Below are 26,296 nucleotides of genomic sequence, written 5' to 3'. Positions count from 1 at the left end.
CGCTCGATCGGCTTGATCTCGACACCACATTACCGCGCCATGCGCAGCAGCAAGCCTGCTCAAAACAGCAGCTTGACCAGCGCACAGCCGTTCGATACACCCTCGCCTCACTTGCACGAACAAGCACATGCTTCGGAACGGAGCGTCGGTCTTGAGCCTTGGTGACCTGGTGGTCATGGCGAGGTGTCAAACACCCGATCCCATCCCGAACTCGGCCGTGAAAAGCCTCCGCGCCAATGGTACTGCGTCTTAAGACGTGGGAGAGTAGGTCGCCGCCAGGTCACTTAGGCTCAAGAGACACTCCATACACGAAGCTCACGCTTGCATCTTCACTGTCCATCATCCCACATCAGGAACATCCGCGGGGTGGAGCAGCCCGGTAGCTCGTCAGGCTCATAACCTGAAGGCCGCAGGTTCAAATCCTGCCCCCGCAACCACCATTACCGAACGCACCCGTTCCCGAAGGCCGGACGCTCCCGCAGCGCCGGCCTTCGCTGCGTTTGCGCCCAGCCCGAGGCTGAGCAACGCCACCAGATCGCCCTCCAACTCGATCTCGACGCTGCGGGTACCGGCAGTGCCGAAGCGCACCGCCACCCGCTCGATTCGGTGGTATGGGTTCTCCAGCGTCGCCGTCAGATCGGCGATCCGCTCCCGGTAAAGGGCAGCCAGATCGTCGGGCAGAACCACTGGTGGCGGGGGAGGGAAGGTGAGCGCAGCTTCCAGCGATTCGGCCTTCCCCTTCAACTCGACCACCAACCGGTGCGGGCGTGAACCGCACCGACCTCCGGGAAACCCGGTGCGGTTCACTTTTCCTTTGCTGAGTTCGGCGGCCCGGAGGTCTGTCTGCGAAAGGACCTAAATTTCCGCGGGGTACGTTCGTCGTCTTTCAGGAATCCGGCGAAAGAGGCGGCGGTCGGCTGTTGCCGGTCGGCATCCGGCTGGAAGCCCGCCACGCCAACGACCGGCACGACCGGCGCAGGCAGGAGCAGGACCGGCCCAAGCGTCCGGCAGCCGTGGCGTCGTTTTGGGGATTCTCAAACAGGGGACGACCATTCCATGACTCAGTTCAGCCTTTCCGAAAAGCCCCTGGACCTTGCCGGGATCGGGTTCGGGCCATCCAACATCGGGCTGGCGATCGCCCTCGAAGAGCAGGCGGAACGTTCCGGACGGACGCTCGACACCGCCTATTTCGACCGGCAGGTCTCCTACAGCTGGCATAGCGGCACCCTGGTGCAGCAGAGCGACCTGCAGATTTCCTTCCTGAAGGATCTGGTGACCCTGCGCAATCCGCAGAGCCCCTACAGCTTCGTGAACTATCTGCACCGCAAGGGGCGGTTGATCGACTTCATCAACATCGGCACCTTCTATCCCTGCCGGATGGAGTTCAACGACTATCTCCGCTGGGTGGCGTCCCATTTCTCCGATCTCTGCCGCTACGGCACGGAGGTCCTAAGAGTCGAGCCGGTGGCCGACCGTTCCGGCACGATCGGCATGCTGGACGTCGTGACCCGCGGTCCCGATGGGATCGAGCGGGTCCGCCGCACCCGCTCGCTGGTGGTGGGCACCGGCGGAACGCCGCGCATTCCGGCCCTGTTCGCCGGGCTGAAGGACGATCCCCGCGTCTTCCACCATTCCGACTATGTGCAGCGCATCGCCGCTCAGCCCTGCGTCGCCGGGACGCCGATGCGCATCGCCCTGGTCGGCGGCGGGCAGAGCGCGGCCGAGGCCTTCATCGATCTCAACGACAGCTTCCCGTCGGTGCGGGCCGACATGATCCTGCGCTCCGCCGTCCTGCGACCGGCCGACGACACCCCCTTCGTCAACGAGATCTTCGCGCCGGCCTACACCGACGTGATGTTCGGCCTGTCGGAGGAGGAGCGCGCCCGGCTGATCCGCGACTATCACAACACCAACTATTCGGTGGTCGATTCCGAGCTGATCGACCGCATCTACGGTATCCTCTATCGTCAGAAGGTTTCCGGCGTGCCGCGCCACGGCTTCCTGTGCCGGCGGGAGATCGAGGAGGTCGTATCCGGCGAGGCCGGCATCACGCTGACCCTGCGCGACCTGTCCACGGGTGCCCTCGAGGAAATCCGCTATGACGCGGTGGTGCTGGCGACCGGCTACGAGCGCAATTCCCACCGTCGCCTGCTGGAGCCGCTGGGCGACCTGCTGGGCGACCTGCGGGTGGACCGCGACTATCGCGTCCGCGCCGATTCCAAGCTGACGGCGCCGGTCTTCATCCAGGGCTTCTGCGAAGAGACCCATGGGCTGAGCGACACGCTGCTGTCGGTTCTGCCGGTCCGCGCGGCGGAGATCGCCGCCGCCCTCCACCGCGATCTGGCGCCGGCGGACGGCAGGGCCCGGCGCCAGTCGGGGCCGACCGGTCTGGTCGCCGGCGCGATGAACCGCTGATGCGCGCAATGACGAAGGTCGGGCGCGCCGGGCTGTGGCTGCTGTGTCTCCTGTCCGCCGTCTGCGCGGCAGGGGCGGCCACCGCGGAGGAGGCCGCCCGGCAGGCGGCCGTCTCTCCGGCGCGGGGTTCGGTTCTGGAGGTGGCGACGCTGGCGACCTACCAGCGGGACGCCATCGAAGCCGGGCTGGGCGACCGCGCCGGCTACATCGGGCGGCCGCGTTGCGACGTCACCCTGTCGCTGGTGAGCTATGCCACCATCGGCGTGCGCGGCGAACCGGCAACGGCGTCGGCCATGCTGTTGCTGCCCGGCGGCCCGGACTGCGGCGAACCGCATGGGTTGCTCGGCTGGGCGCAGGGTACCCGGATGCAGCGGGACGTCACCCAGGCTGGCGACCTTCTCGCAGCGGGCGACAGCCCGCTGATGACCTTCTATGCCGCCCAGGGGGTCGCGGTCGTCGCCACCGATTATCTCGGGCTGGGGCGGTCGGACTACCCGTTCCACCCCTATCTGCATGCGGAGAGCGAGGCGTCCGCCATCGTCGATGCGCTGCGCGCCGCGCGCGGCGTGGCGACGGAGGCGGGAACCCCTCTGTCGGGGAAGGTGCTGCTGGCCGGCTATTCCCAGGGCGGCCATGCCGCCATGGCGGCGCAGCGCAGCATCGAGCGCGACGCCGCCGCCGAGTTCGCCCTGGCGGGGACGGCGCCGATGTCCGGCCCCTATGCGCTGGAGCGGACCTTTGTCGACGGCTGGTCGGGAACCGGGCCGGCGGGACCGAACGGTCTGGCGACCGCGCTGTTCGCCTATACCGTCGTGGCGATGCAGCGCGTCTACGGCAACGTCTACGCCTCTCCCGCCAAAGTGTTCCGGCCGCCCTTCGACGCCACCGTCGAGGGGCTCATGCCGGGTTCCCGCGACATCTTCGATCTACTCCGGCAGGGCGCGCTGCCGCCGGGTGCCGAGATGGCGCGGCTTCGCCAGGACGGCTTCACGCGGGCCTTCGACGATCCGCGCTTCCCGTTCCGGCAGGCTCTCGCCCGCAACGACCTGCTGGACTGGACGCCGCGCGCGCCGATGGTCCTGTGCGGCGCCGGCCGGGATGCCGTCGTGCCCTTCGCCAACGCCGTCAGCGCCCGGCGGAGCTTCACCGCCCGCGGGGCGGCGGTCGAATTGCTGGACATGGACGACCGTATTCCGCCCGAGCTGGACGGGGTGTCGGTCCACACCAGCGCCGCCGTCTATCTGTGCTTCGGGGCGACCCGGGACCGGCTGCTCGCTCTTGCCCGGTGAGGGAGCGGCGGCAGCGGATGCCAGCAACAGGAAAGCGCCACCATGACTTCGACCCTTACCCTGCCTTTGCCCGACGGCCGCCGGCTGACCGCGGAGATCCAGCTTGGCCGCCTGCACCTTGCTATCGACGGCGTTCCGCTGCTGTCCGCCATTTGCGATCCGGTCGAGGGCGGCGTCGCCCTTGTTCCCGAAGGGGGCCGGAGGGGCGGCCGGGAGAGCGGCCGGGATCGTCCCGCTCCGCTTTCGGCGGAGGCTGCCTGGGCGGCGGCCTGCTGTCTGTTCAGCAGCAATTTGGGCGGCGATCCGGCTCGCCGCCTTCTGGTCTGGCGCGGCATCGAACCCGATCCGGCGTCCTTGCGGTCCGGCCTGCTGCTCGCCGACGGCGCGGGCGGTGCGCTGTGCCGTCGTGACGCCTTTTGGCAGTTGCCCGGCCCCTGGCTGCGCAGTCCCGGCACCGGCGGCTTTCCGGTCGTCGCGCGCGGTGACGGAAGCGGCCTCCATCGGCCGCCCAAGCCGGTTGGGGAGTTGTACCGCCGGTTCGATCCGGCGCTCGGACTCTGGATTTCGCTGCGCAGTCTCGACATCGAAAGCGATCTGGAACGCTTCAACCGCTGGCAGAACACCCCGCGGGTGCTGGAGTTCTGGCAGGAGGGCGGCGACCTCCTGAAACACCGCGCCTATCTGGAGGGGCTGGCGGAGGACCCGCATGTCCAGACGCTGATCGGCTGCTTCGACGACGAACCATTCGCCTATTTCGAGGCCTATTGGGCGAAGGAGGACCGCATCGCGCCCTTCTGCGCGCCGGGCGATCACGACCGCGGCATCCATATGCTGGTCGGCGAGAACCATCACCGTGGATCGCACAAGGTCCGCTCCTGGCTTTCGGCGCTGATCCACTGGCTGTTCCTGTCCGATGCCCGCACGGGCCGCGTGGTGTCGGAACCGCGGGCCGACAACGCCCGCATGATCGGCCACATGCAGTCGCTGGGCTTCCTGCGCGAGCGGGATTTCGACTTTCCGCACAAGCGCGCCGCCCTGATGCTGCTCGACCGCCGGGACTTCTTCGACCGTTGTCCCGGGCTGTCGGAACCATCGGCCGGCCCGACCACGCACGATAAATTCCTACATACGAAAGATTCCCCTTAATTTTAGCCTACCCCCTTCGTCTTAGAGCCGGGAGACGGATTTCGCCGGATGCGGAATCCCGTCGGACAGAGCTTCAGTTTGGGGGAATGGAGATGGAGATCGAGGTTGGGACTGCCGCGCCGGCCGGTCGCATGGCGTCGGGCAAGCGCGGGCGTCTGAAGGCATTCCTGCTGGCGACGACGATGGCCGGTCTGGCGCTGATGGCGAACCAGCCGGCCGGTCTGGCGCAGCAGGCGACGGACGGCGCAAAGGCCGATACCGGCGACAGCATGGTTCTCGGACCGATTTCCGTGCAGGGCGTCGTCGGCGGTACCGAAGGCAATGTCGCGACCCGCAGCGCGGTCGGCACCAAGGTCGAGACGCCGCTGGTCGAGATCCCCCAGACGATCTCCGTCGTGACCCGCAAGGAGCTGGACCAGCGCGCGGTGCAGGATTTCGCCGGCGCGGTCGCCTATTCGCCCGGCATCGCGGTGGTCGATTATCCCGGCGGCCCCGGTGCCCCGGACTTCTCGATGCGCGGCTTCCGCGACTTCAATCTGTTCGGCATCTATCGCGACGGCCTGCGGGCCGGCTTCAACAACTACGACACCAATTTCGAGCCCTACGGGCTGGAGCGCGTGGACGTCGTGAAGGGGCCATCGTCGGTCCTGTTCGGCCAGACCTCGCCCGGCGGCGTGGTGAACCTGACCACCAAGCGGCCGACCGACAAGCCCCTGCACGAGATTCAGCTGCAGACCGGCAGCTTCGACCGCCGCCAGGCCGCCTTCGATTTCGGCGGGCCGGTGGATGGCGACGGCAAGGTGCTGTACCGCCTGACCGGGCTCGGGCGCATGTCCGACACCCAGGTCGACCATGCGCCCGACGACCGCTTCTACATCGCGCCGGCCGTGACCTTCAAGCCGACCGACAAGACCAAGATGACCCTGCTCGCCAGCTATCAGAAGCTGAAGATGAGCGGGGCGGAGCAGAGCATTCCCCGCGATGCGATGGGCCAGATCGGCACCGATCTGTTCTTCGGCATTCCCGGCTATTCCGACTGGAAGGTGCAGAACACCACCATCGGCTATGAGCTGGAGCATGAGATCAGCCCGGACTGGAGCTTCCATCAGAACGCCCGCTACATGCATTCGCGGGTGAATTTCGTCAGCGCCTTCAGCACCGCATGGCCGGTGGAACTGGTGAACGACCGTTTCTATCCGGTCGGCGTGCAGGACCGTCCGAAGACAACCGAGACCTATCTGCTCGACAGCAACGTCCAGGGCAAGGTGAGCACCGGTCCGGTGTCGCACACCATCCTGGCCGGCGTCGACTACGGCTACTACATCGGGCGGGAGACGCGGCGCAACTCGCTGAATGAACTCGTCATCGACGTTCTCAACCCGAGCTATCCGGGGACCGATTTCCTCTATGGCAACCCCTGGGTGGACGGCAAGAGCAACCTCACCCAGATCGGCGCATACCTCCAGGACCAGCTGCGCTACGAGAACTGGATCCTGACGCTCAGCGGCCGCCAGGACTGGGTCGTCGGCAAGGAGACGGACAACCTGTCCAGCAGCTTCCAGACCGCGCGTGACCATCACTTCACCGGCCGCGTCGGCCTGGGCTATGTCTTCGACAACGGCATTGCGCCCTATGCCAGCTATGCGACCTCGTTCCAGCCGACCACCGGCACCTACGCGCCGGAGCGTGGCGGCGGTACCTTCAAGCCGACCACCGGCACCCAGTACGAGGTGGGCGTGAAGTACCAGCCGAATGGCTGGAACAGCTTCATCTCGGCCTCGCTCTACCACATCACCCAGCAGAACGTGGTCACCAACGATCCGGTGTTCAGCGGCTTCGCCGTGCAGGACGGCGAGATCCGCAGCCGCGGCATCGAGCTGGAAGGCAAGATGGAGCTGACGGAGGAGTTCAGCCTGATCGCCTCCTACGCCTTCGTCGATGCGGAGATCACCAAGGACAACCCGGCCGTCGGGTCCACCGCCAGCTCGGTCGGGCTGCGTCCGAAGGGCATTCCGCGCCACATGGCGTCCGCCTGGGGCGACTACACCTTCAAGTCGGGCCCGCTCGCCGGCCTTGGCCTCGGTGCCGGCGCGCGCTATGTCGGCTCGGCCAAGAATACGGGCAACACCGAGACCATCCCCGACTACACGCTGGTCGATGCCGCGGTCCGCTACGATCTGGGGGCGCTGCGGTCCGAACTGCAGGGCGCCAGCGTCGCACTCAACGTCAGCAACCTGACCGACAAGAAGTATTACTCGGCGGGTTTCTATGACAACACCGTGCTGTACGGCAACCGCCGCCAAGTCCTGGCGACGCTGAAGTACAGCTGGTAAGGCGCGACCGTTGCGGCCGATGTCCGACATGGCCGGCGCCCTCGACCGGCGCCGGTTCCTCCGCGTCGCCTCCGCACTGCCGCTCGGTCTCCTGGCCGGCGGCACGCGGCCGGTGCGGGCCGGGGAGGTGGATGGGGAAGCGGGTAGGGTCTGCGCGCTCGACTGGACGAGCGCGCAGGCCCTGTTGTCGTTGGGCATCGTCCCGCATGGTCTGCCGGAGATCGACCGCTACCGCCGCTCGGTGATCGAGCCGGCGGTGCCGGAGGGTGTTCCGGACATCGGCGCCCGGGCGGAGCCGAACCTGGAACTGCTCGACCGGCTGGCCCCGGCGCGTTTCGTCACCGACGGCATGCTGTCGGCGGTGCGCGGCCGGCTGGAGCGGATCGCGCCGCTGACCCTCTATCAGTCCTTCGACACGGGATCGGGGGAGGGCGAAGGGCGGAATGGGCAGCTCGCCTTCGCCATTGCCTCCCTGCGCCGGCTGGCCGGCGAGCTGGGGGTGCCGGCGGTGGCGGAACTGGCGGTCGCGCGGCTCGACCGGGCACTGGACGAGGCACGGGCGCGCCTGTCCGGCGTGGCCTTGCGCCCTCTTTATGTGCTCAGCGTCCTCGACGGACGCCGCGTCCTCATCCACGGGCGCAACAGCCTGTATCAGGATCTCCTCGACCGGCTGGGAATCGAGAACGCCTGGACCGGCCCCAGCGGTCCCTACGGCCATGCCACGGTGACCATGGACCGGCTCACCGGGCGCCCCGACGCCGGGCTTGTCAACATCGGCAGCGAAGGCAAGCGGGCGCTGGAAGCGCTGGCCGCCTTGCCGCTGTTCGCCGGGCTGCCCTTCCTGCGCGAGGGCCGCGTCACCATCCTGCCGCCCATCCTGTTCTATGGCGGCGTCCCGACGGCCGAGCGGTTCGTCCGCCTGCTCGGCGAAAGGCTGCCGCAAAGCCATGGCTGACACCGCGATGCCGCCCGCCGCCCGCCGCTTCGGCCCTGCATGGCCGGTGGCCGGCCTGTTCCTGCTGGCCGGGCTGGCCTCCCTTCTGGTGCTCGACCGCCAGCTGCCGCCGGATCTCTGGTGGCGGGCGTTGGTCGATCCCGATCCGGCGCGGCTCGACCAGCTCGCCGCCCATTACGTCCTGTTTCCGCGTTTCGCCGTCGCCCTGCTGGTGGGGGCGGCGCTGGGGCTGGCCGGTGCCATCCTGCAGCAGGTCCTGCGCAACCCGCTGGCCGAGCCGGCCACGCTCGGCATCTCCGCCGGCGCGCACCTGTCGCTCGCCGTCGCGACCCTCTGGATTCCCGAAGCGCTGGCGCTGGGGCGGGAGTGGGTCGCGCTGGCCGGCGCCGGGCTGTCGGCGGCGGCCCTGCTGGCGCTGTCCTGGCGCAAGGGCCTGTCGCCGGTCACCGTCATTCTGGCCGGCCTCGTCCTCAGCCTCTATGCCGGGTCGGTCAGCGGCGTGATAGTGCTCTTCAACCACGATCTGCTGATCGGCCTGTTCCTGTGGGGGGCCGGTTTCCTCGACCAGCAGGACTGGGGCATGGCCGCCTTCCTGGCGCCGAGGCTGGCGGTGCTGGCGGTCGCAGCATTGCTGGTGCTGCGCCCGCTGACCCTGCTGGGCCTGGGGGAGGGCGGGGCGCGCAGCCTGGGCCTGTCGGTGGTCGGCGCCCGTCTCGCCGGGCTGGCCATCGCCGTGATGCTGGCCGCCCTGACCGTCGCCGCCGTCGGCGTCGTCAGCTTCGTCGGTCTGGCCGCCCCGACCATCGTCGGCATGGCCGGCGCCCGCCGGCTGGGCCAGCGGATGCTGTGGGCGCCCCTGTGCGGCGCCGCCCTGCTGTGGGCGACCGACTCCCTGGTGCTGATGGCGCCGATCACTTACCGCGAACTGCCGACCGGCGCCGTCACCGCGGTGCTGGGCGTCCCGATGCTGCTGTGGCTGCTGCCGCGGCTGCGCAGTTCCGCCCCGCCGGTCATGACCGCTACACCGCCGCCGCCGCGGACATCCCGTCCGGGCATCGTCCTCGCCGGCGTCGCCCTGCTGCTGCCGCTGGTCCTGTGGGCGGCGGTCGCCTTCGGCCCCGGCCCGGACGGCTGGAGCTGGAGCGTCGGCGCCGATTTCGCCGCGCTGGAGCCCTGGCGCCTGCCGCGGGCGCTGGCGGCCCTGTCGGGCGGCGCGATGCTGGCGGTGGCCGGCGCCGTTCTGCAGCGGATGACCGGCAACCCGCTGGCGGCGCCGGAGATCCTCGGCGTCTCCTCCGGCGCGATCCTCGGCGTGATCGTGCTGATGTTCTCGGTCGAGGCGCCGGAGCGCGGCGCGCAGATCGCGGCCGGCGGGGCGGGGGCGGTCGCGGTGCTGGCGGCGATGCTGGCGCTCGGCCGCAAGGACGGCTTCTCCCCCGACCGGCTGCTGCTGGCCGGCGTCGCCACCAGCTCGATCTCCGGCGTCGTCGTCGCCGTGCTGATGGCCGGGCAGGATCCGCGCCTGCAGACGCTGGTGACCTGGCTTTCGGGATCGACCTACATGGTCGGGTGGACCGACGGACTGGCGGCGCTGGCGCTGGCGCTGCTCGCCGGTGCCGCCATCCCCTTCATCGCCCGCTGGCTCGATCTGCTGCCGCTCGGCGGCGGGGTGGCGGCGGCGCTGGGCGTCAGCCCGTCCTTGAGCCGCATCGCGCTGTTCAGCCTGTCGGCCGTGCTGACCGCGGCGGCGACGCTGATCGTCGGGCCGCTGAGCTTCGTCGGGCTGATGGGGCCGCATCTGGCCCGCATGCTCGGCCTGCAGCGGGCGGCGGCCCATCTCGTCGGCTCCGCCATGCTCGGCGGACTGGTCATGCTGCTGGCCGACTGGCTCGGACGCGGCGTGATCTTCCCCTATCAGGTGCCGGCCGGGCTGCTCGCCTCGGTGATCGGCGGACCCTTTCTTCTCTGGCTGCTGGGACGGCGCTGATGCCCCGCTTCTCCTGCGATACCGCGATCCCCCACGACCACCCCGCCGCTGCCGCCGGCCGGCTGGTCGCCGCTGCCGAACCCTACGGCCTGACTTTTATCCAAGAGGGCGACGCGCTGGCGGCGAGCGGCCCGTTCGGCCGGCTGGCCCTGACCGTCGGCGGCGACGCCCTGCATCTGCGGGCGGAGGCGGACGACCGCGGGCTGCTGGAGCGGCTGCGCGCTTCGGTCAGCGAACAGCTGGCCGACCTGCTGGGAGAGGCGGTTTCCATCATCTGGACCGGCGATGTGGAGACCGGACCGCTCTTCGCCGATTTCCGCGAGATCCGGGTCACGGCCGTGCGGGACCTGACGCCGCGCCTGCGCCGCGTCACCTTCCAGGGCCGCGACCTTGGACGTTTCGTCACGCCGGACAATTTGCATGTCCGTCTCTACCTGCCGCCGGATGGGGCGCCGGCGCCGTCCTGGCCGCGTCCCGGCTCCGACGGCCGGCCGGTCTGGCCCGATCCGGAGCGTCGGCCGGCGGTCCGCTACTACACCCTGCGCCGCATCGACGCCGAGGCGGGTGAACTCGACATCGATTTCGTCCTCCATCCCGATCATGGGCACCCCGATCCTGGCCGGGCCGATGGTGCGCCCGGTGCCGATTTCGCCCGGCGGGCGCGGCCCGGCGCCCTCTGCGGCATGTCCGGCCCCTGCGGGCTGGGCATCCGCCCGGCGCCCTGGCATCTGCTGGCCGGCGACGAGACGGCGCTTCCCGCCATCGCCCGCATCCTGGAGGAACTGCCTGCCGATGCCCGCGGCACCGCCCTGATCGAGGTGGAGGACGAGGCGGACGAACTGCCGCTCGGGGCTCCCGCCGGTGTCGTCGTCCGCTGGCTGCACCGCCGGGGCGGCGGAACGGCGCGGCCCCTGGTGGAGGCGGTGCAGGCTCTGACGCTGCCGGACGACCTGTTCGCCTGGGTCGCCTGCGAATTCGAGGATCTCGCCCGTCTGCGCGACCATCTGCGCGGGCGCGGCATCGACCGCGACCGCATGCTGACCGTCGCCTACTGGCGACGCACCCCGCCGGACGCCTCTTCAGACCGCAGGACTTCCGCATGACCTCTCCAGTTGTGCCTTCGACCGATCCGATGTTCCGGATCGACGGGGTGAGCTTCGCCCTGCCGGGCCGCCTCCTGCTCGACCTGCCGTCCTGCGACCTGTTTCCCCACCGGGTCACCGCGCTGATCGGCCACAACGGCTCCGGCAAATCGACCCTGCTGAAGATCCTCGCCCGCCAGCAGCATCCCAGCGGCGGGCGGGTGCTGTTCGAGGGCCAGCCGCTGGAGCGCTGGAAACAGCGGACGCTCGCCCGCCGGATCGGCTACCTGCCGCAGCATATGCCGCCCGCCTCCGGCCTGCTGGTGCGGGAGCTGGTGGCGCTCGGCCGCTATCCCTGGCATGGCGCGCTCGGTGCCTTCCGGGCGGAGGACGCCCGCAAGGTGGAGGAGGCGCTGGTCCTGACCGACACCGCGCGCTTCGCCGGCCGTCTGGTGGACAGCCTGTCGGGCGGCGAGCGGCAGCGGGTGTGGCTCGCCATGCTGATCGCCCAGGATGCCGGCTGCCTGCTGCTCGACGAGCCGATCTCCGCGCTCGACGTCGCCCATCAGGTGGAGGTGCTGGCCCTGGTCCGCCGCCTGTCGCGGGAGCGCGGCATCGGGGTGATCGCCGTGCTGCACGACGTGAACATGGCGGCCCGCTTCTGCGACGACATCGTCGCCCTGCATGGCGGACGGCTGATCGACCGCGGCACCCCGGCCGAGATCATGACGCCGGCCCGGCTGGGCGCCATCTACGGCCTGCCGATGGCGGTGATCCCGCATCCGGATTCCGGGGAGCCGGTCGGGCTGGTGCGCTGACCGTCACGGCAACCCTGCAGCGGTTGTTGCGAGGGAATCGCAAAATCCCCCTAACGATTCCCTGCGCTGCTTCGTCCATTAGGGCAGGACGGCGCCGGGCGCGGGCCGCGTGAGCGGCCGGGCCCGGCATCGTCACTTCCGACAGACGACGAGGACAGCGATGGCGTTCGACCGCGAGGACATCACCTTCAAGGTGCTGATCAACCACGAGGAACAATACTCCATCTGGCCGGACTACAAGGCGGTTCCGGCCGGCTGGCGCGAGGCGGGCAAGAGCGGTCCCAAGGCCGACTGCCTCGCCTATGTCGAGCAGGCGTGGACCGACATGCGGCCGCTCAGCCTGCGCCGCCAGATGGACGAAGCCGCCGCGCGATGAGGCTGTTCTGCCTGCCCTATTCCGGCGCCAGCGCGATGATCTACGCGCGCTGGAGGCGCCTCGTGCCCTCCTGGCTGGAGGTGGTGCCGGTGGAGCTGCCGGGCCGCGGCCGGCGGATGGACGAGCCGCCCAGAACCGACCTGACGGCGCTGGCCGCCGAGCTGGCGGACGAGTTGGCCCCGCAGGCGCGCGGTCCCTTCGCCCTGTTCGGGCACAGCCTGGGCGGCCTGCTCGCCTTCGAACTGGCCCATGCGCTGCGCGGGCGCGGGCTGGGGGAGCCTCGGGCCCTCTTCGCCTCGGCCGCCGCCGCGCCCAGCCGGCGCGAGGACGGCCGCTGGGCCGAGCCGCTGGACGACGACGGACTGATCGCCGAGATGCGGCGCCTCAGCGGCACGGCCGACGAGGTGTTCGGCAACCGCGAGCTGCTGGAGATGGCCCTGCCGGTCCTGCGTGCCGACTTCCTGCTGTGCGGCCGCTACGGCTACCGCCCGCGGTCTCCGCTCGACTGTCCGATCCGGGTGTTCGGCGGCACGCGCGACGACATCGCCGCCGACCGGCTGCGGGCGTGGTCGGTGGAGACGCGGGGCGATTTCACCCTGGAGATGTTCGACGGCGACCATTTCTTCCTGCGCGCCCACGAGCGTCCGCTCCTCGACCGGCTGGCGGCATGCCTGGACCGGCCGGCGGACGGCAATCGGGGCATCGCCGCGACCGCCTGATTTCATGAGGGTCCCATGGCCGAGCGTAGTTTCACGATCGAAGACTTTCCCGATGCGCGCGGCGGCCTGCCGCTGCTGGTGCGGGCGCGCGATCCGCAGGTGGATCTGCTCGACGCCTTCGCCGCCCTGGAGCCACTGGTGCGCGACTGGTTGCCGCGCTGCGCCGGCATCCTGTTCCGCGGCTTCGCGCTGGGTTCTGGCGCGTCCTCGGCGGCGCCCTCTGCCGCGCCCTCCGTCGAGCGCTTCCGCGCCTTCGCCGCCGCCTTCGGCCATCCGCTGCTGAGCTACGAGTTCGGCTCGACCCCGCGGACCAACGTGACCTCGGGTGTCTACACCTCCACCGAATATCCGGCCGACCAGCACATCCCGCTGCACAACGAGCAGGCCTATACCCGCGACTGGCCGATGCGCATCTGGTTCTGCTGCGTCCAGGCGGCCCCGGTCGGCGGCGAGACGCCGATCGCCGACAGCCGGGCGATCTACCGCGGGATTCCCGCCGACATCCGCGAACGCTTCGAACGGCGCGGCCTGATGTATGTCCGCAACTACGGCAACGGGCTGGACGTGCCGTGGCAGAAGGTCTTCAACACGGAGGACCGCGCGACGGTGGAGGCCTATTGCCGCGACCACCGCATCCTCTGCGACTGGAAGGAGGATGGCGAACTGCGCACCCGCCAGATCTGCCAGGCGACCGCCCGCCATCCGGCGACCGGCGAGGCGGTGTGGTTCAACCAGGCCCATCTCTTCCACGTCTCCAATCTTCCGGAGGAGGCGCGGTCGGCGCTGCTCGAGATTCTCGACGAGGAGGATCTGCCGCGCAACGTCTACCACGCCGACGGCGGCCCCATCGATCCGGCCGACCTCGCCGCCATCCGCGCGGTCCTGGCCGAGGAGACGGTGCTGTTCCCGTGGGAAACAGGGGACGTGATGATGCTCGACAACATGCTGGCCGCCCATGCCCGCACGCCCTTCAGCGGGCCGCGCAAGGTGGTGGTCGCCATGGCCGAGCCCCATTCCGCCGACTGACCGCTCCCGGCCGGCGTCTCCGCCGGCCTTCGACCCCCGCCGGCGTCTCCGCCGGCTTTGCCGACCCCGTGACCGTTCCGCCCCATGATCCGCTGGGGGCGTGCCCTTCTGCCTGCACAGGTGACTCCCATGGACAACCGTTCCGACGCCGCCTCCCTTTCGACGGCCCGGCCCGCGCGCATCCCCGCCGAGACGCCGGGCGAGGCGCTGGGCAAGACGCTGGTCGGCACGCTGCTCGGACGGGCTAAGGAGACGCCTGACGGCATCGCCCTGCGCTTCATCGCCGAGGGGACGGACGACCCGCTGAGCTATGCGGAGTTGGACCGGCGAGCCCGCGCCATCGCCGTCCGCCTGCGCGAGCGGGCCGGGCTGGGCGACCGCGCCGTGCTGCTTCTGCCGAGCGGTCCGGATTATGTCGCCGCCTTCTTCGGCTGCCTCTATGCCGGCGTCATCGCCGTGCCGGCCTATCCGCCGGAGTCGGTCCGGCCGCAGCATCTGGCCCGGATCCAGGGTATCCTCACCGACGCACAGCCCCACTTCATCCTGACGGACTCCACCCTGCTCGACACGCTGCGGGAAGCCGGCCGGGCCATGGCCGGCGGGCGGATGCCGGAGCTGCTGGCGGTGGACGCGACGGACGGCGGGCTTGCCGGCGACTGGTCGATGCCGCCGCTGTCGGGCGAGGACATCGCCTTCCTGCAATACACCTCCGGCTCCACCTCGGCGCCCAAGGGGGTGCGGGTCAGCCACGGCAATCTCGTCGCCAACGAAAGGCTGATCCGCCACGGCTTCGGCATCGGCGCCGACGACTGCATCGTCAGCTGGCTGCCGCTGTTCCACGACATGGGCCTGATCGGCGGGCTGCTCCAGCCGATCCACAGCGGCATTCCCTGCGTGCTGATGTCGCCGCGCTATTTCCTGGAGCGGCCGCGGCGCTGGCTGGAGGCGATCGGCCGTTACGGCGGCACCATCAGCGGCGGGCCGGACTTCGCCTTCCGCCTGTGCTGCGAGCGCATCGCCGATGGCGGGCTGGAAGGGCTGGATCTGCGGTCCTGGCGGCTGGCCTTCTCCGGGTCCGAACCGATCCGGCCCGACACGCTGGCCCGCTTCGCCGAGCGGTTCGCCCCGGCGGGCTTCGACAGCCGGTCCTTCTTCGCCTGTTACGGGCTGGCGGAGGCGACGCTGTTCGTCACCGGCGGCCGGCGCGGGCAGGGCATCACGCTGACGCCGTTCGACGGGCCGGCGCTGGCCGCCAACCGGGCGCTGCCGCCGGAGGATAACGCCGCGGTGACGATGCTGGCCGGCTGCGGCCATCCGCAGCCCGACCATCCCGTGCGGCTGGTCGATCCCGCCGGCGGCACGGAGGTGGGCGAGGGGACGGTCGGCGAGATCTGGGCCGGCGGGCCCAGCATCGCCGACGGCTACTGGCGCAATGCGGAGGCGACGGCCCGCGGCTTCGTCGAGCGCGACGGCGCCGTCTGGCTGCGCACCGGCGATCTGGGGTTCCTGAAGGACGGCGAGCTGTTCGTCACCGGCCGGCTCAAGGACATGCTGATCGTGCGCGGCCAGAACATCTATCCGCAGGATCTGGAGCGCAGCGTCGAGGAGGAGGTCGAGGTCGTCCGCAAGGGGCGGGTCGCCGCCTTTGCGGTCGAGCAGGACGGCCACGAGGGCATCGGCATCGCCGCCGAGATCGGCCGGACGGTGCTGAAGCTGGTGACGCCGGAGGCGCTGTGCGGCGCCATCGCCGCCGCCGTGGCCGACGCCTGCCAGGAGGCGCCGGCACTGGTCGCCCTGCTGGAGCCGGGCGCCCTGCCCAAGACCTCCAGCGGCAAGCTCCAGCGCTCCGCCTGCCGGTCCCTGCTGGATACGGGCGACCTGCCGGCCTTCCATGTCCAGCGCCGGGGAGCGCCCGTTGCAGTCGCCGATACCGCCGCCCGCGGTCTGACGGACCGCGAGAGCGTGGTCGCCGCGATCTGGGCGGAGGTGCTGAACGTCGCCATCGCCGATGGCGGCGCCCATTTCTTCGCGCTTGGCGGCAACTCGGTGTCGGTGGTGCAGGTCGTCGCCCGGCTGCGCGAGCGCTGCGGGCTGGCGGCCGACGTCGCCGACCTGTTCCGCCATCCCACCCTGGCGGAGTTCGCCGCCCGGCTGTCCGACGCCGCCCCTGCGACGATTGGCGGGACAATCCGGGCGCCCGCCCCGCAGACCGGGGCGATGGAGCGCGTCGCCGAGCCGTCGGCGGCCCAGGCCCGCATGTGGTTCGCCTGGAAGCTCGACCCGCAGGATTGCGGCTATACCATCTCCGGGCGGGTGCGCTTGCGCGGAGCCCTGAATCGCGAGGCCGTCCAGGCCGCGGTGGACCTGCTGGTCGGGCGGCACGAGAGCCTGCGCACCGTCTTCCGCGAGGAGGATGGCCGGCCGGTGCAGGTGGTGCGCCCCGCCGGCACGCTGCGCGTCATCCTCCGCCATACCGATCTGTCCGAAGCCGATTTGCCCGAAGCCGATCTGTCCGGCGAGGCGGACCGCGAGGCCGCCCTGCGGCGTCTGCTGGAGGAGGAGGTCCGCACGCCCTTCGATCTGGCCGAAGGACCGCTGATGCGGGTCCGGCTGATCGCCTGTGACGACGACGACCATCATCTGCAGGTCAGCCTGCATCACGCCATCGCCGACGGCTGGTCGATGACCGTCCTGCTCGACGAGTTCGGCGAAACCTATGCCGCTCACTGCGAGGGCAGGGTGCCCGGCCTGCCGGCCCTGACCGTCCAGTATGCCGACGTCGCCCGCTGGCAGCGCGAGCTGCTGGAGTCGGGCGAGGAGGCGCGCCAGCTCGCGTACTGGACCGCCATGCTGGGCGACCGCCACCCGGTGCTGGACCTGCCCACCGACCGTCCGCGTTCCGCCGGCGGCAGCCAGCGCGGCGCGGCGGTGCAGTGCGCCATCGACGACGGGCTCGCCAGCGGTCTGCGTGCGCTCGCCCGGCGGATGGGGGTGACGCTGCCGACCCTGCTGCTCGCCAGCTATGCGGCGCTGCTGCACCGCTATTCCGGCCAGGACGACATCCGTGTCGGCTGCACGCTGGCCAACCGGCGCAGCATGGACAGCGAAAGGCTGATCGGCTTCTTCGTCAACATGGCTGTGCTGCGCGCCGACCTGTCGGACGACCCGGCCTTCGACGCGCTGCTGGGCCGGCTCAACGAAGCGGCGCTCGACGCCCAGGCGAACCAGGATCTGCCCTTCGACCGGCTGGTCGAGGAGTTGCAGCCCCAGCGCGACCTCGCCCACCATCCGCTGTTCCAGGCCGCCTACGACCACCAGTGGCAGCGGTTGGACGGTCTCGACCGGCTCTCCGGCCTGCGGGTGGAGACCATCGAGCACCTGCAATACGCCACCCAGTTCGACCTGATCCTGCACACCACCGAGCGGGCCGGGCCGGACGGGACCGGCCGTCTCGGCGCCTTCTTCACCTACAGCCGCGACCTGTTCGAGCCGGAGAGCGTGGAGCGGATGGCGCGGCACTGGCTGACCCTGCTGCGCGGCGTCGTCGCCGACCCGGCGCAGCCGGTCGCCCGCCTGCCGCTGATGGACGCGGCGGAGACGGCGGCGCTGGTCGCCGGCTGGAACGATCCCGTCCGCAATTCCGCTCCTCCGCCCGCGGCGCTGCCCGCCGGCGCTCCCGGTCTGCATGCCCGCATCGCGGAACAGGCGTGCCGGACCCCCGATGCGCCGTCCGTGACCTGTGACGGAACGACCCTGAGCTATGGCGAGCTGGACCGTCGCAGCGACCGGCTGGCGTGGCAGCTGCGCGCGCTCGGCGTCGGGCCGGACCGGCTGGTCGGGCTGGCGGCCGACCGCTCCTGCGACCTGATCGTCGGCATGCTCGGCATCCTGAAGGCCGGCGGCGCCTATCTGCCGCTCGACCCCTCCTATCCGGCCGACCGGCTGCTCTACATGCAGGCCGACAGCGGCATCGGACTGGTCGTCACCCAGCCGCATCTGCGCGCCACGCTGCCGCTGGCCGACGGCGTGCGGGCTCTCTGCATCGGCGAGGAGCCCGACGCGCCCGACGGTCCGCCGCCGGACCTGAGTCAGGCGGGATCGCTCGCCTACTGCATCTACACCTCGGGGTCGACCGGCCAGCCCAAGGGCGTGGCGATCACCCATGCCAACGTGCTGCGGCTGTTCGAGTCCTGCCCGCCCGATCTGCGCTTTGACGGGCGCGACGTCTGGGCGCTGTTCCATTCCTACGCCTTCGACTTCTCGGTCTGGGAAATCTTCGGCGCCCTGCTGCATGGCGGGCGGCTGGTGGTCGTGCCCTACTACACCAGCCGGTCGCCGGCCGACTGCTTCGCCCTGCTGCGGGACGAGCGGGTGACGGTGCTGAACCAGACGCCTTCCGCCTTCCGGCAGCTGGTGCCGGTGGCGCTCGCCGCACCGCGCGACGCGCTGTCGCTGCGGCTGGTCGTGTTCGGCGGCGAGGCGCTGGAGATGGAAAGCCTGCGCGGCTGGTTCGACCGTTTCGGCGACGCCCGCCCGCGGCTGGTGAACATGTACGGCATCACCGAGACCACCGTCCATGTCACCCATCGCCTGCTGACCGCCGCCGACCTGCCCGAACCGGGGGAGGCGGACGCCCAGACCGAGGCCGGCGCCCCGGTCGGCATGCCGCTCGGCGACCTGCGCTGGTACTTCCTCGACCGTCATCTCCAGCCGGTGCCGCCCGGCGTGGCCGGCGAGATCCATGTCGGCGGTCCCGGGCTGGCGCGGGCCTATCTGAACCGCCCCGGCCTGACCGCGGAGCGTTTCGTCGCCGATCCGTTCGGCGGGAGCTTCGGCGACCCGGGCGGTCGCCTCTACCGCAGCGGCGACCTCGCGCGTTGCTGGCCGGATGGCCGGGTCGAGTATCTCGGCCGCGCCGACCAGCAGATCAAGCTGCGCGGCTTCCGCATCGAGCCGGGCGAGATCGAGGCGGCGATCCGCCGCCAGCCCGCCGTCGCCGACGCCGCCGTCCTGCTGCGCGGCGACGGGGCGGGGGACCGCCGGCTCGTCGCCTACGCCGTCGCCGACGAGGCCGCCCTGCGCGACCGGCCGGAGGAGCAGAGCGGCGATCTGGTCGGGCAGTGGAACACGGTGTTCGACGGCACCTATTCCCGCGCCGAAGCGGCGACGGGGCCGAGCTTCACCGGCTGGAACGACAGCTACGACGACCGCCCGATCCCCGAGGCGCAGATGCGGGAATGGCTTGACGCCACCGTCGCGCGCATCCTGGCGTTGAAGCCGGAGCGGCTGCTGGAGATCGGCTGCGGCGTCGGCCTGCTGACCCAGGCGCTGGCGCCCCGCTGCGCCGTCTATCATGGAACCGACTTCTCGGGGCAGGCCGTCGCCGATCTCGGCGCCTGGGCGGCCGGGCGGCCGGAGCTGGCCCATATCCGGCTGATGCGGCGCGAGGCGACCGACTTCAGCGGGGTGGAGGAGGGCGGCTACGACACCGTCGTCATCAACTCCGTCGTTCAGTATTTCCCGGACGGCGAGTATCTGCTGCGCGTGCTGGAGGGCGCGGCGCGGGTTCTGCGGCCGGGCGGGCGCATCTTCCTGGGCGACCTGCGGCCGCTGCATCTCCAGCCGCTGTTCCATGCCTCGGTCGCGCTCTGGCGGGCCGAGGCGCAGGCCGGCCCGGCCCAGCTGCGCGCCCGCGTCGGCCGCGCCGTCGCCGAGGATGGCGAGCTGCTGTTCGCCCCCGGCTTCTTCCCGGCGCTCCGCCGGCGCATTCCGGCGATCGGGCGCATCGACACCGACCTGCGCCGTGGCCGGGCCGACAACGAGCTGACCCGTTACCGCTTCGATGCCGTCCTTCACATTGACGGAGAGGAGTTGCTCCCGGCCGGCGGCTGGCGCGAGGCCGGGGAGGATCTGGCCCGTCTCGACCGCCTGCTGGCGGAGGAGCGGCCCGCCGGCCTGCTCATCGCCCGGATCGTCAACCGGCGGCTGGCCCGCGACCTTGCCGCCTGGACGGCGATGTCCGCCGCCGGATCGCCGGCCGCCGGTGAGCTGCGGGAGCGGATCGGCCGCCTGGAGCCCGCCGGTGCCGATCCCGACGCCTACCGCGCGCTGGCCGAAGCGCATGGCTACCGCGCCCGCATCGGCTGGAGCGTCGGCCCCGACGGTGCCGGCGACGCGGAGGGCCGCTTCGACGTGGAGCTCGTCGATCCGGCGCGGCTGGAGCGGCCCCCAGCGCTGCCGGAACAGCCGTCTGCCGGTGACTGGCGCGCCCAGTGCAGCGACCCTCTGCTGGCCCGGCAGCGGCGGACCTTCGCGCCGCGCCTGCTGTCCGTCCTGCGCGCCAGCCTGCCGGGGCACATGGTCCCGTCCCAACTGCTGCGCGTCGACCGCCTGCCGCTGACCGTCAACGGCAAGCTCGACCGCGACCGGCTGGCCGACCATGACCAGCCGATGCAGGTGACGGCCGCCGCCCATGTGCCGCCGGAAACGCCGGTGGAAACGTCGCTTGCCGCCATATGGGCCGAGGTGCTCGGCGTCACCCGTGTCGGGCTGGACGACGACTTCTTCGAACTCGGCGGCCACTCGCTGCTGGCGACCCAGGTGGCCTCGCGCATCGCCGCCGAGCTGGGGGTGACGCTCGACATCCGCACCCTGTTCGAGGCGACCGGGCTGCGCAGCCTCGCCCGCCGGGTGGAGGAGCGCCTCGCCACCGCCGGACCGGCCGCCGGGCCCGCCGGCGGGGCGGCCATCGAGGATGAGCTGGCCGCCGCTCTGAAGGCCATCGACGGCCTGTCGGAGGCCGAACTGAACGCGATCGCGGATGCCGCCCGCACCGGCGGCGCCACACCAGACAGCGCCAATACGGGGACCTCCCGATGACCAGCAGCCCGATGACCAGCAGCCCGTCCACCTCCGCCCTGCCGACCTCGCCGGTCCTCTCGCTCGACGGCCTGTCGCGCAGCCGGCGCCGGGCGCTCGCTGCCGTGCTTGCCGCCAAGGGCATCGACGTCCACACCCGCTTCCCGATCCCGCGCGCCGACCGGTCCGAGCCGCTGCCGCTCTCCTTCGCCCAGCAGCGGCTGTGGTTCCTGTGGCGGATGGATCCGGGCGGTGCCGCCTACAACGTTCCCGGCGCCATCCGGGTGACCGGTCCGCTCGATCCGGCCCTGCTGGAGGCGGCCTTCACCCATCTGACCGAGCGGCACGAGGCCCTGCGCACCAGCTTCGCCGAGCGCGACGGCCAGCCGGTGCAGGTCGTCCACCCGCATCTGGCGCCGGTGCTCGTCCGCATCGACCTGTCGGATCTCGCCCCTGCCGAACGCGAAGCCCGCGCACGCGATCTGGCGCGCGAGGAGGCGCTGGCCCCCTTCGACCTCGGCACGGGGCCGTTGCTGCGCCTGACCCTGGTCCGGCTGGCGGATGACGATCATCTGCTGCTGGTCACCCTGCACCACATCGTCGCCGACGGCTGGTCGGTGGAGCGGTTCCTGGCGGAGTTCGCCCGCAGCTACGACGCCCTGCGGGCCGGGCGGCAACCGGACCTGCCGGCTCTGCCGATCCAGTATGCCGACTACGCCCAGTGGCAGCGCGACTGGCTGGAGGCCGGGGAGCGCGACCGCCAGCTCGCCTATTGGCGCGACCGGCTCGGCACCGACCATCCCGTCCTGTCGCTGCCGCTCGACCGGCCCCGCCCCGCGGTGCTGGGCGCCCATGGCGGCACGGTGGGCTTCCGGCTCGGCGCACAGCGCAGCCGCGCGCTGAAGGCGCTGGCCCAGGCCCGCGGCGTCACGCCTTTCGTGCTTCTGCTGGCCGCCTTCAAGCTGCTGCTGATGAAGCACAGCGGCGAGACCGACCTGCGGGTCGGCGTGCCCTTCGCCAACCGCAACCGGGTCGAGACCGAGGGGGTGGTCGGCTTCTTCGTCAACACGCTGGTCCTGCGCAGCCGGCTGGACAGCCGCGAGGGCTTCGGCACCCTGCTGGCCCGGCTGCGGGAAACCGCGCTGGAGGCGCAGGCCCACCAGGACCTTCCCTTCGAGCAGCTGGTCGAGGCGTTGCAGCCCGAGCGCAGCCTCAGCCACAACCCGCTGTTCCAGGTGAAGTTCAACTACGGCTTCGACACCTCGACCCTGCCGGCGCCGGAGGGGCTGCGTTTCGCGCCCGAGCCGACCGAGTTCCTGGGCGCCCATTTCGATCTGGCGCTGGACATCGCCGACGCCCAGGACGAGCTGCACGGCTCGATGACCTATGCCCGCGACTTGTTCGATGCCCCCGGCGTCGAGGGGCTGGTCGCCGATTACAGCAGCCTGCTGGACGCCGTTCTGGCCCAGCCCGACGCCCCCTTGTGGCGTCTCGGTCCGCAAGGCTCCGCGCCATGTGCCGAGGCCGGCGATTGGCGCGATCCGGCGCCCGGCGTGCTGGAGCTTTGGCAGGCCCGCGTCGCGGCCGAGCCGGAGGCCGTCGCCGTGTGCGACAGTGGGCGGACGCTCACCGTCCGCGCGTTGGACGGCCTTGCCAACCGGCTGGCGAACGCGCTGCGCGAAACCGGCCTCCGGCCGGGCGACCGGGTGCTGCTGTGCTTCGAGCGCTCCTGCGGCCTCGTCGCGGCACTGCTCGGCGTCATGAAGGCCGGCGCCGCCTATGTGCCGCTCGACCCCTCCCAGCCGGCGGAGCGGCTGCGCCGCCTCGCCCTGTCGAGCGGCGCGCGCTGTGTCGTCGCGGCGGGGCCGACATTGTCCGCCGCCGGTGCCACGGGCCTGCCCTGTCTCGACCTCGACGGTCCGGAGATCGCCGGCCGCCCCGACCGGTTCGACGGCCCGGTTCCGGCCGAGGCGCTGCCGGCCTATGTCATCTATACCTCGGGATCGACCGGCGAGCCGAAGGGCGTCCTGGTCAGCCACGGCGCGCTCGGCAGCTATCTGCGCGGCGTGCTGGAGCGGTTGGCCGTTCCGAAGGGCAGCGCGATGGCCATGGTCTCGACCGTCGCCGCCGACCTGGGGCACACGGTGCTGTTCGGGGCGCTCTGCCATGGCGGCGCCCTGCATCTGGCCGACGACGCCACCGCCCGCGACCCCGACCGCTTCGCCACCTGGATGGCCGGATGCGGCGCCGGGGTCCTGAAGATCGTACCAAGCCATCTGCGCGGCCTGCTCCATGCCGGCCGCGCCGCCGACGTGCTGCCGCGCGACCTGCTGGTTCTGGGGGGCGAGGCCTGCGACGGCGGTCTGGTGGAACAGGTGCGGGGGCTGCGGCCGGGCCTGCGCGTGCTCAACCATTACGGTCCGACCGAGACGACGGTCGGCGTCCTCGCCCACGAGGTTCCGGCTGCCATTCCGCCCTTGGTTCCGCTGGGCCGGCCGCTGGCGAATGTCCGCGCCCGCGTGCTCGACGCCGATCTGGAGCCGGTGCCCGCCGGTGCCGTCGGTGAGCTTTACATCGGCGGCGACAGTCTTGCCGACGGCTATCTCGGCCGGCCGGCGCTGACCGCGGCCCGCTTCGTTCCCGATCCCCAGCCGCGCCGGCCGGGCGACCGGCTCTACCGGACCGGCGACCGCGTGCGCCTGCGGCGGGACGGGCTGCTGGAGTTCGTCGGCCGCCTGGACGATCAGGTCAAGATCCGCGGCCATCGCGTCGAGCCGGGGGAGGTCTCCGGCGTGCTGAAGGGCCTGTCCGGGCTGGCTGACGTGCTGGTGATCGCCGGCACCGCCGCCCATGGCCCGGCTGCCGGGCAGCTGATCGCCTATTGCGTGCCGTCCGCCGGATCGCCGGATGCGGCTGCCCTGCGCGAAGCCGCTGCCGCCCTGCTGCCGGACCACATGGTCCCGGCCCATTGGGTGATGCTCGACCGGCTGCCGCTGACCGCCAACGGCAAACCGGACCGCAAGGCGCTGCCGGCTCCCGTCCTCGCCGAGGAAGCCCCCCGAACCGCGATGACGGAGACGGAGCAGCGCCTTGCGGCCATCTGGGCGGAGGTTCTGAAGCGTGAGACGGTGGATGTCGGCGCCAGCTTCTTCGCCATGGGCGGGGATTCCATCCTCAGCCTCCAGCTGATCGCCCGCGCCCGCAAGCAAGGGCTGAAATTCACTCCGAAACAGCTGTTCGAGGCGCAGAGCATCCGCGCGCTCGCCGCCCTGCTGGATGCCCGCTCCCAGGCGGGCGCCCCTGCGCCGGCCCGGATTCCGGAGGCTGCACCGGCCATCGGCACCGCCGCCATGCCGGACGCCGCTATGGAGGCGACGATTCCCGCGGTGCCGCGCGGCGACGGCCTTCCGCTGTCCTCCACGCAGCGCCGGCTGTGGTTCCTGTGGCGCCTCGATCCCGCCAGCACCGCCTACACCATCTCCACGGCGCTGCGCCTGCGCGGCCGGCTCGACACCGAGAGCCTGCGGCGGGCCTTCGCCCTGGTGTCGGCACGGCATGAAAGCCTGCGGACGCGCTTCGTCGACCGCGGTGGCGAACCCCGTCAGGTCATCGATCCAGAGCCCGGTTTCGACTGGACGGTCGAGGCGCCGGAGGATTCTGCCCTGCTGGAGGACCGGCTGCGCGCCGAGGCCGCCCGCCCCTTCGATCTGGAACGGGGGCCGCTGCTGCGGTTGCGCCTGTTCCGCCTGCCGGGCGAGGAAGGGCATGCGCTGTCCCTGGCGATGCACCATATCGTCTCCGACGGCTGGTCGATGAACATCCTGGTGGATGAGGTCGCCCGGGCCTATGCGTTGCTATCGGCCGGCCAGCCGGCGGCGCTGCCGCCTCTGCCGCTTCACTATGCCGACTATGCCGCGTGGCAGGAGCGCTGGATGGAGGGGGACGACGCCCGCCGGCAGCTCGACTATTGGCGGGGACGGCTGGGCGGGGAACAGCCGGCGCTCGACCTGCCGGCCGACAGGCCCCGCCCGCCGATGCAGAGCCATCGCGGCGCCGCGGTGGAATTCCGGCTGGAGGCGCCGCTGGTCGCCGGACTGTCCGCCGTCGGGCGGGAACAGGGGGCGAGCCTGTTCATGGTCCTGCTCGCCGCTTTCGCCGCCCTGCTGCACCGGCACAGCGGCCAGACCGACCTGCGCATCGGCGTGCCGACCGCCAACCGCGGCCGGGTCGAGTTGGAGAGCCTGATCGGCTTCTTCGCCAACACCCAGGTCCTGCGCATCGAACCCGACGGGCGGATTCCCTTCGACCGCTTCCTGGCCGGTGTGCGCGACGAGGTTCTGGCCGCCCAGGCCAATCAGGACCTGCCCTTCGACGCCCTGGTGGAGGCCCTGCAGCCGGCGCGCAGCCTCGACCGCAACCCGCTGTTCCAAGTGATGGCCAGCCACAGCCGGCCCCGCTCCGACGCGCTGCGCCGCCTGCCTGGCCTCGACATCGCGGAGCATCCGCGCCGGCACCATGCCGCCCAGTTCGACCTGTCGCTGCACAGCGAGGAACAGGCCGACGGTTCGCTGTGCGCCACCCTGATCTACGCCACCGACCTGTTCGACGCGGCGACGGTCCAGCGCTTCGGCAGCCATCTGGAGCGGATTCTCCGCGGGGTGGCCGAGGCGCCCACGGTGACGCTGGGCTATCTGCCGATCCTGGACGCCGCCGACTGGCCGGCGGTGGAGCCCACCCCCCGTGCGCCCGCCGGCCCGCTGGTTCCAGACGTTATCGCGGAGCAGGCTGCTCTGCACGGTGCGCGCCCTGCCTTGAGCTTTGGCGGGCGGACGCTGAGCTATGCCGGGCTGGAGGCGCAGGCGAACCGTCTGGCCCACCGGCTGCAGGCGCTCGGCGTCGGGCCCGAGGTGACGGTCGGCGTCGCCGCCGAACGCTCGCTGGAGCTGGTCGTCGGCCTGCTGGCGGTGATGAAGGCCGGCGGCGCCTATCTGCCGCTCGACCCGGACCTGCCGCCGGCCCGGCTCAAGGCCATGGCCACGGACGGCGGCATCGCCCTGCTGCTCACCCAGAGCCACCTCGCCGACCGGCTGAGCGGCGACGCGCTGCCGGAGGCCGTCCGCCTGCTGCTGCTCGACGCCGAGGACACCGGCGGCCTGCCGGACAGCCCACCCGTATCCGGTCTGCGGCCCGATAACCTTGCCTACCTGATCTACACCTCCGGCTCGACCGGAACGCCCAAGGGGGCGGGCAACAGCCATGGCGCCCTGCTGAACCGGCTGGCCTGGATGCAGA

13 protein-coding genes, 1 tRNA gene and 1 rRNA gene are annotated in these 26,296 nt (G+C 71.3%); all 15 read left to right on the top strand.

The window, feature by feature from the left end; genetic code table 11:
* The first annotated feature begins 165 nt into the window (after positions 1-165).
* Positions 166-281 (top strand): 5S ribosomal RNA (rrf, locus tag JHL17_RS33720).
* A 79-nt stretch (positions 282-360) separates the two neighbouring features.
* Positions 361-437 (top strand) — tRNA-Met (locus JHL17_RS33715).
* Positions 438-1,056: 619 nt separating this feature from the next.
* Positions 1,057-2,415, top strand: coding sequence for a lysine N(6)-hydroxylase/L-ornithine N(5)-oxygenase family protein (locus tag JHL17_RS33710; protein ID WP_200199035.1), 1,359 nt, complete (start codon positions 1,057-1,059; stop codon positions 2,413-2,415).
* Complete coding sequence (locus tag JHL17_RS33705; RefSeq protein ID WP_200199034.1) at positions 2,415-3,704, top strand: lipase family protein; 1,290 nt, start codon at positions 2,415-2,417, stop codon at positions 3,702-3,704. The genes JHL17_RS33710 and JHL17_RS33705 overlap by 1 nt, the downstream gene beginning before the upstream one ends.
* 42 nt (positions 3,705-3,746) lie before the next feature.
* Positions 3,747-4,850: a GNAT family N-acetyltransferase gene (locus JHL17_RS33700; RefSeq protein ID WP_200199033.1), complete on the top strand. Its 1,104-nt coding sequence runs from the start codon at positions 3,747-3,749 to the stop codon at positions 4,848-4,850.
* 92 nt (positions 4,851-4,942) lie between these two features.
* Positions 4,943-7,183, top strand: a complete 2,241-nt coding sequence (locus JHL17_RS33695) for a TonB-dependent siderophore receptor (RefSeq protein WP_200199032.1) — start codon at positions 4,943-4,945, stop codon at positions 7,181-7,183.
* Between the two features lie 19 nt (positions 7,184-7,202).
* The gene (locus JHL17_RS33690; protein ID WP_200199031.1) at positions 7,203-8,138 is read left to right on the top strand and encodes an ABC transporter substrate-binding protein; all 936 of its coding nucleotides are present in this window, start codon (positions 7,203-7,205) and stop codon (positions 8,136-8,138) included.
* Entirely contained in the window at positions 8,131-10,125 is a 1,995-nt protein-coding gene (gene fhuB, locus JHL17_RS33685; protein WP_200199030.1) for a Fe(3+)-hydroxamate ABC transporter permease FhuB, read from the top strand. The genes JHL17_RS33690 and fhuB overlap by 8 nt, the downstream gene beginning before the upstream one ends.
* Positions 10,125-11,228: a siderophore-interacting protein gene (locus JHL17_RS33680; protein WP_200199029.1), complete on the top strand. Its 1,104-nt coding sequence runs from the start codon at positions 10,125-10,127 to the stop codon at positions 11,226-11,228. The genes fhuB and JHL17_RS33680 overlap by 1 nt, the downstream gene beginning before the upstream one ends.
* Positions 11,225-12,025: an ATP-binding cassette domain-containing protein gene (locus tag JHL17_RS33675; RefSeq protein ID WP_200199028.1), complete on the top strand. Its 801-nt coding sequence runs from the start codon at positions 11,225-11,227 to the stop codon at positions 12,023-12,025. Before JHL17_RS33680 ends, JHL17_RS33675 begins: the two co-directional genes overlap by 4 nt.
* Positions 12,026-12,185: 160 nt before the next feature.
* Complete coding sequence (locus JHL17_RS33670; protein WP_200199027.1) at positions 12,186-12,401, top strand: MbtH family protein; 216 nt, start codon at positions 12,186-12,188, stop codon at positions 12,399-12,401.
* Positions 12,398-13,120: a thioesterase II family protein gene (locus tag JHL17_RS33665; RefSeq protein WP_200199026.1), complete on the top strand. Its 723-nt coding sequence runs from the start codon at positions 12,398-12,400 to the stop codon at positions 13,118-13,120. Before JHL17_RS33670 ends, JHL17_RS33665 begins: the two co-directional genes overlap by 4 nt.
* 15 nt (positions 13,121-13,135) lie before the next feature.
* Positions 13,136-14,146 (top strand): TauD/TfdA family dioxygenase, encoded by a 1,011-nt coding sequence (locus JHL17_RS33660; protein ID WP_200199025.1) that lies wholly within the window; start codon positions 13,136-13,138, stop codon positions 14,144-14,146.
* Between the two features lie 129 nt (positions 14,147-14,275).
* Complete coding sequence (locus JHL17_RS33655; protein ID WP_200199024.1) at positions 14,276-21,025, top strand: non-ribosomal peptide synthetase; 6,750 nt, start codon at positions 14,276-14,278, stop codon at positions 21,023-21,025.
* Positions 21,022-26,296, top strand: a 5,275-nt coding sequence (locus JHL17_RS33650; RefSeq protein ID WP_200199023.1) for a non-ribosomal peptide synthetase, incomplete at its 3' end; no start/stop codon positions are given. The genes JHL17_RS33655 and JHL17_RS33650, both read left to right, overlap by 4 nt.

The organism is Azospirillum endophyticum (assembly GCF_016595245.1).
Lineage (GTDB): Bacteria > Pseudomonadota > Alphaproteobacteria > Azospirillales > Azospirillaceae > Azospirillum > Azospirillum endophyticum.
Note: the sequence above shows the minus strand (reverse complement) of the source record. Positions and strands in the feature narration are given on the sequence as shown.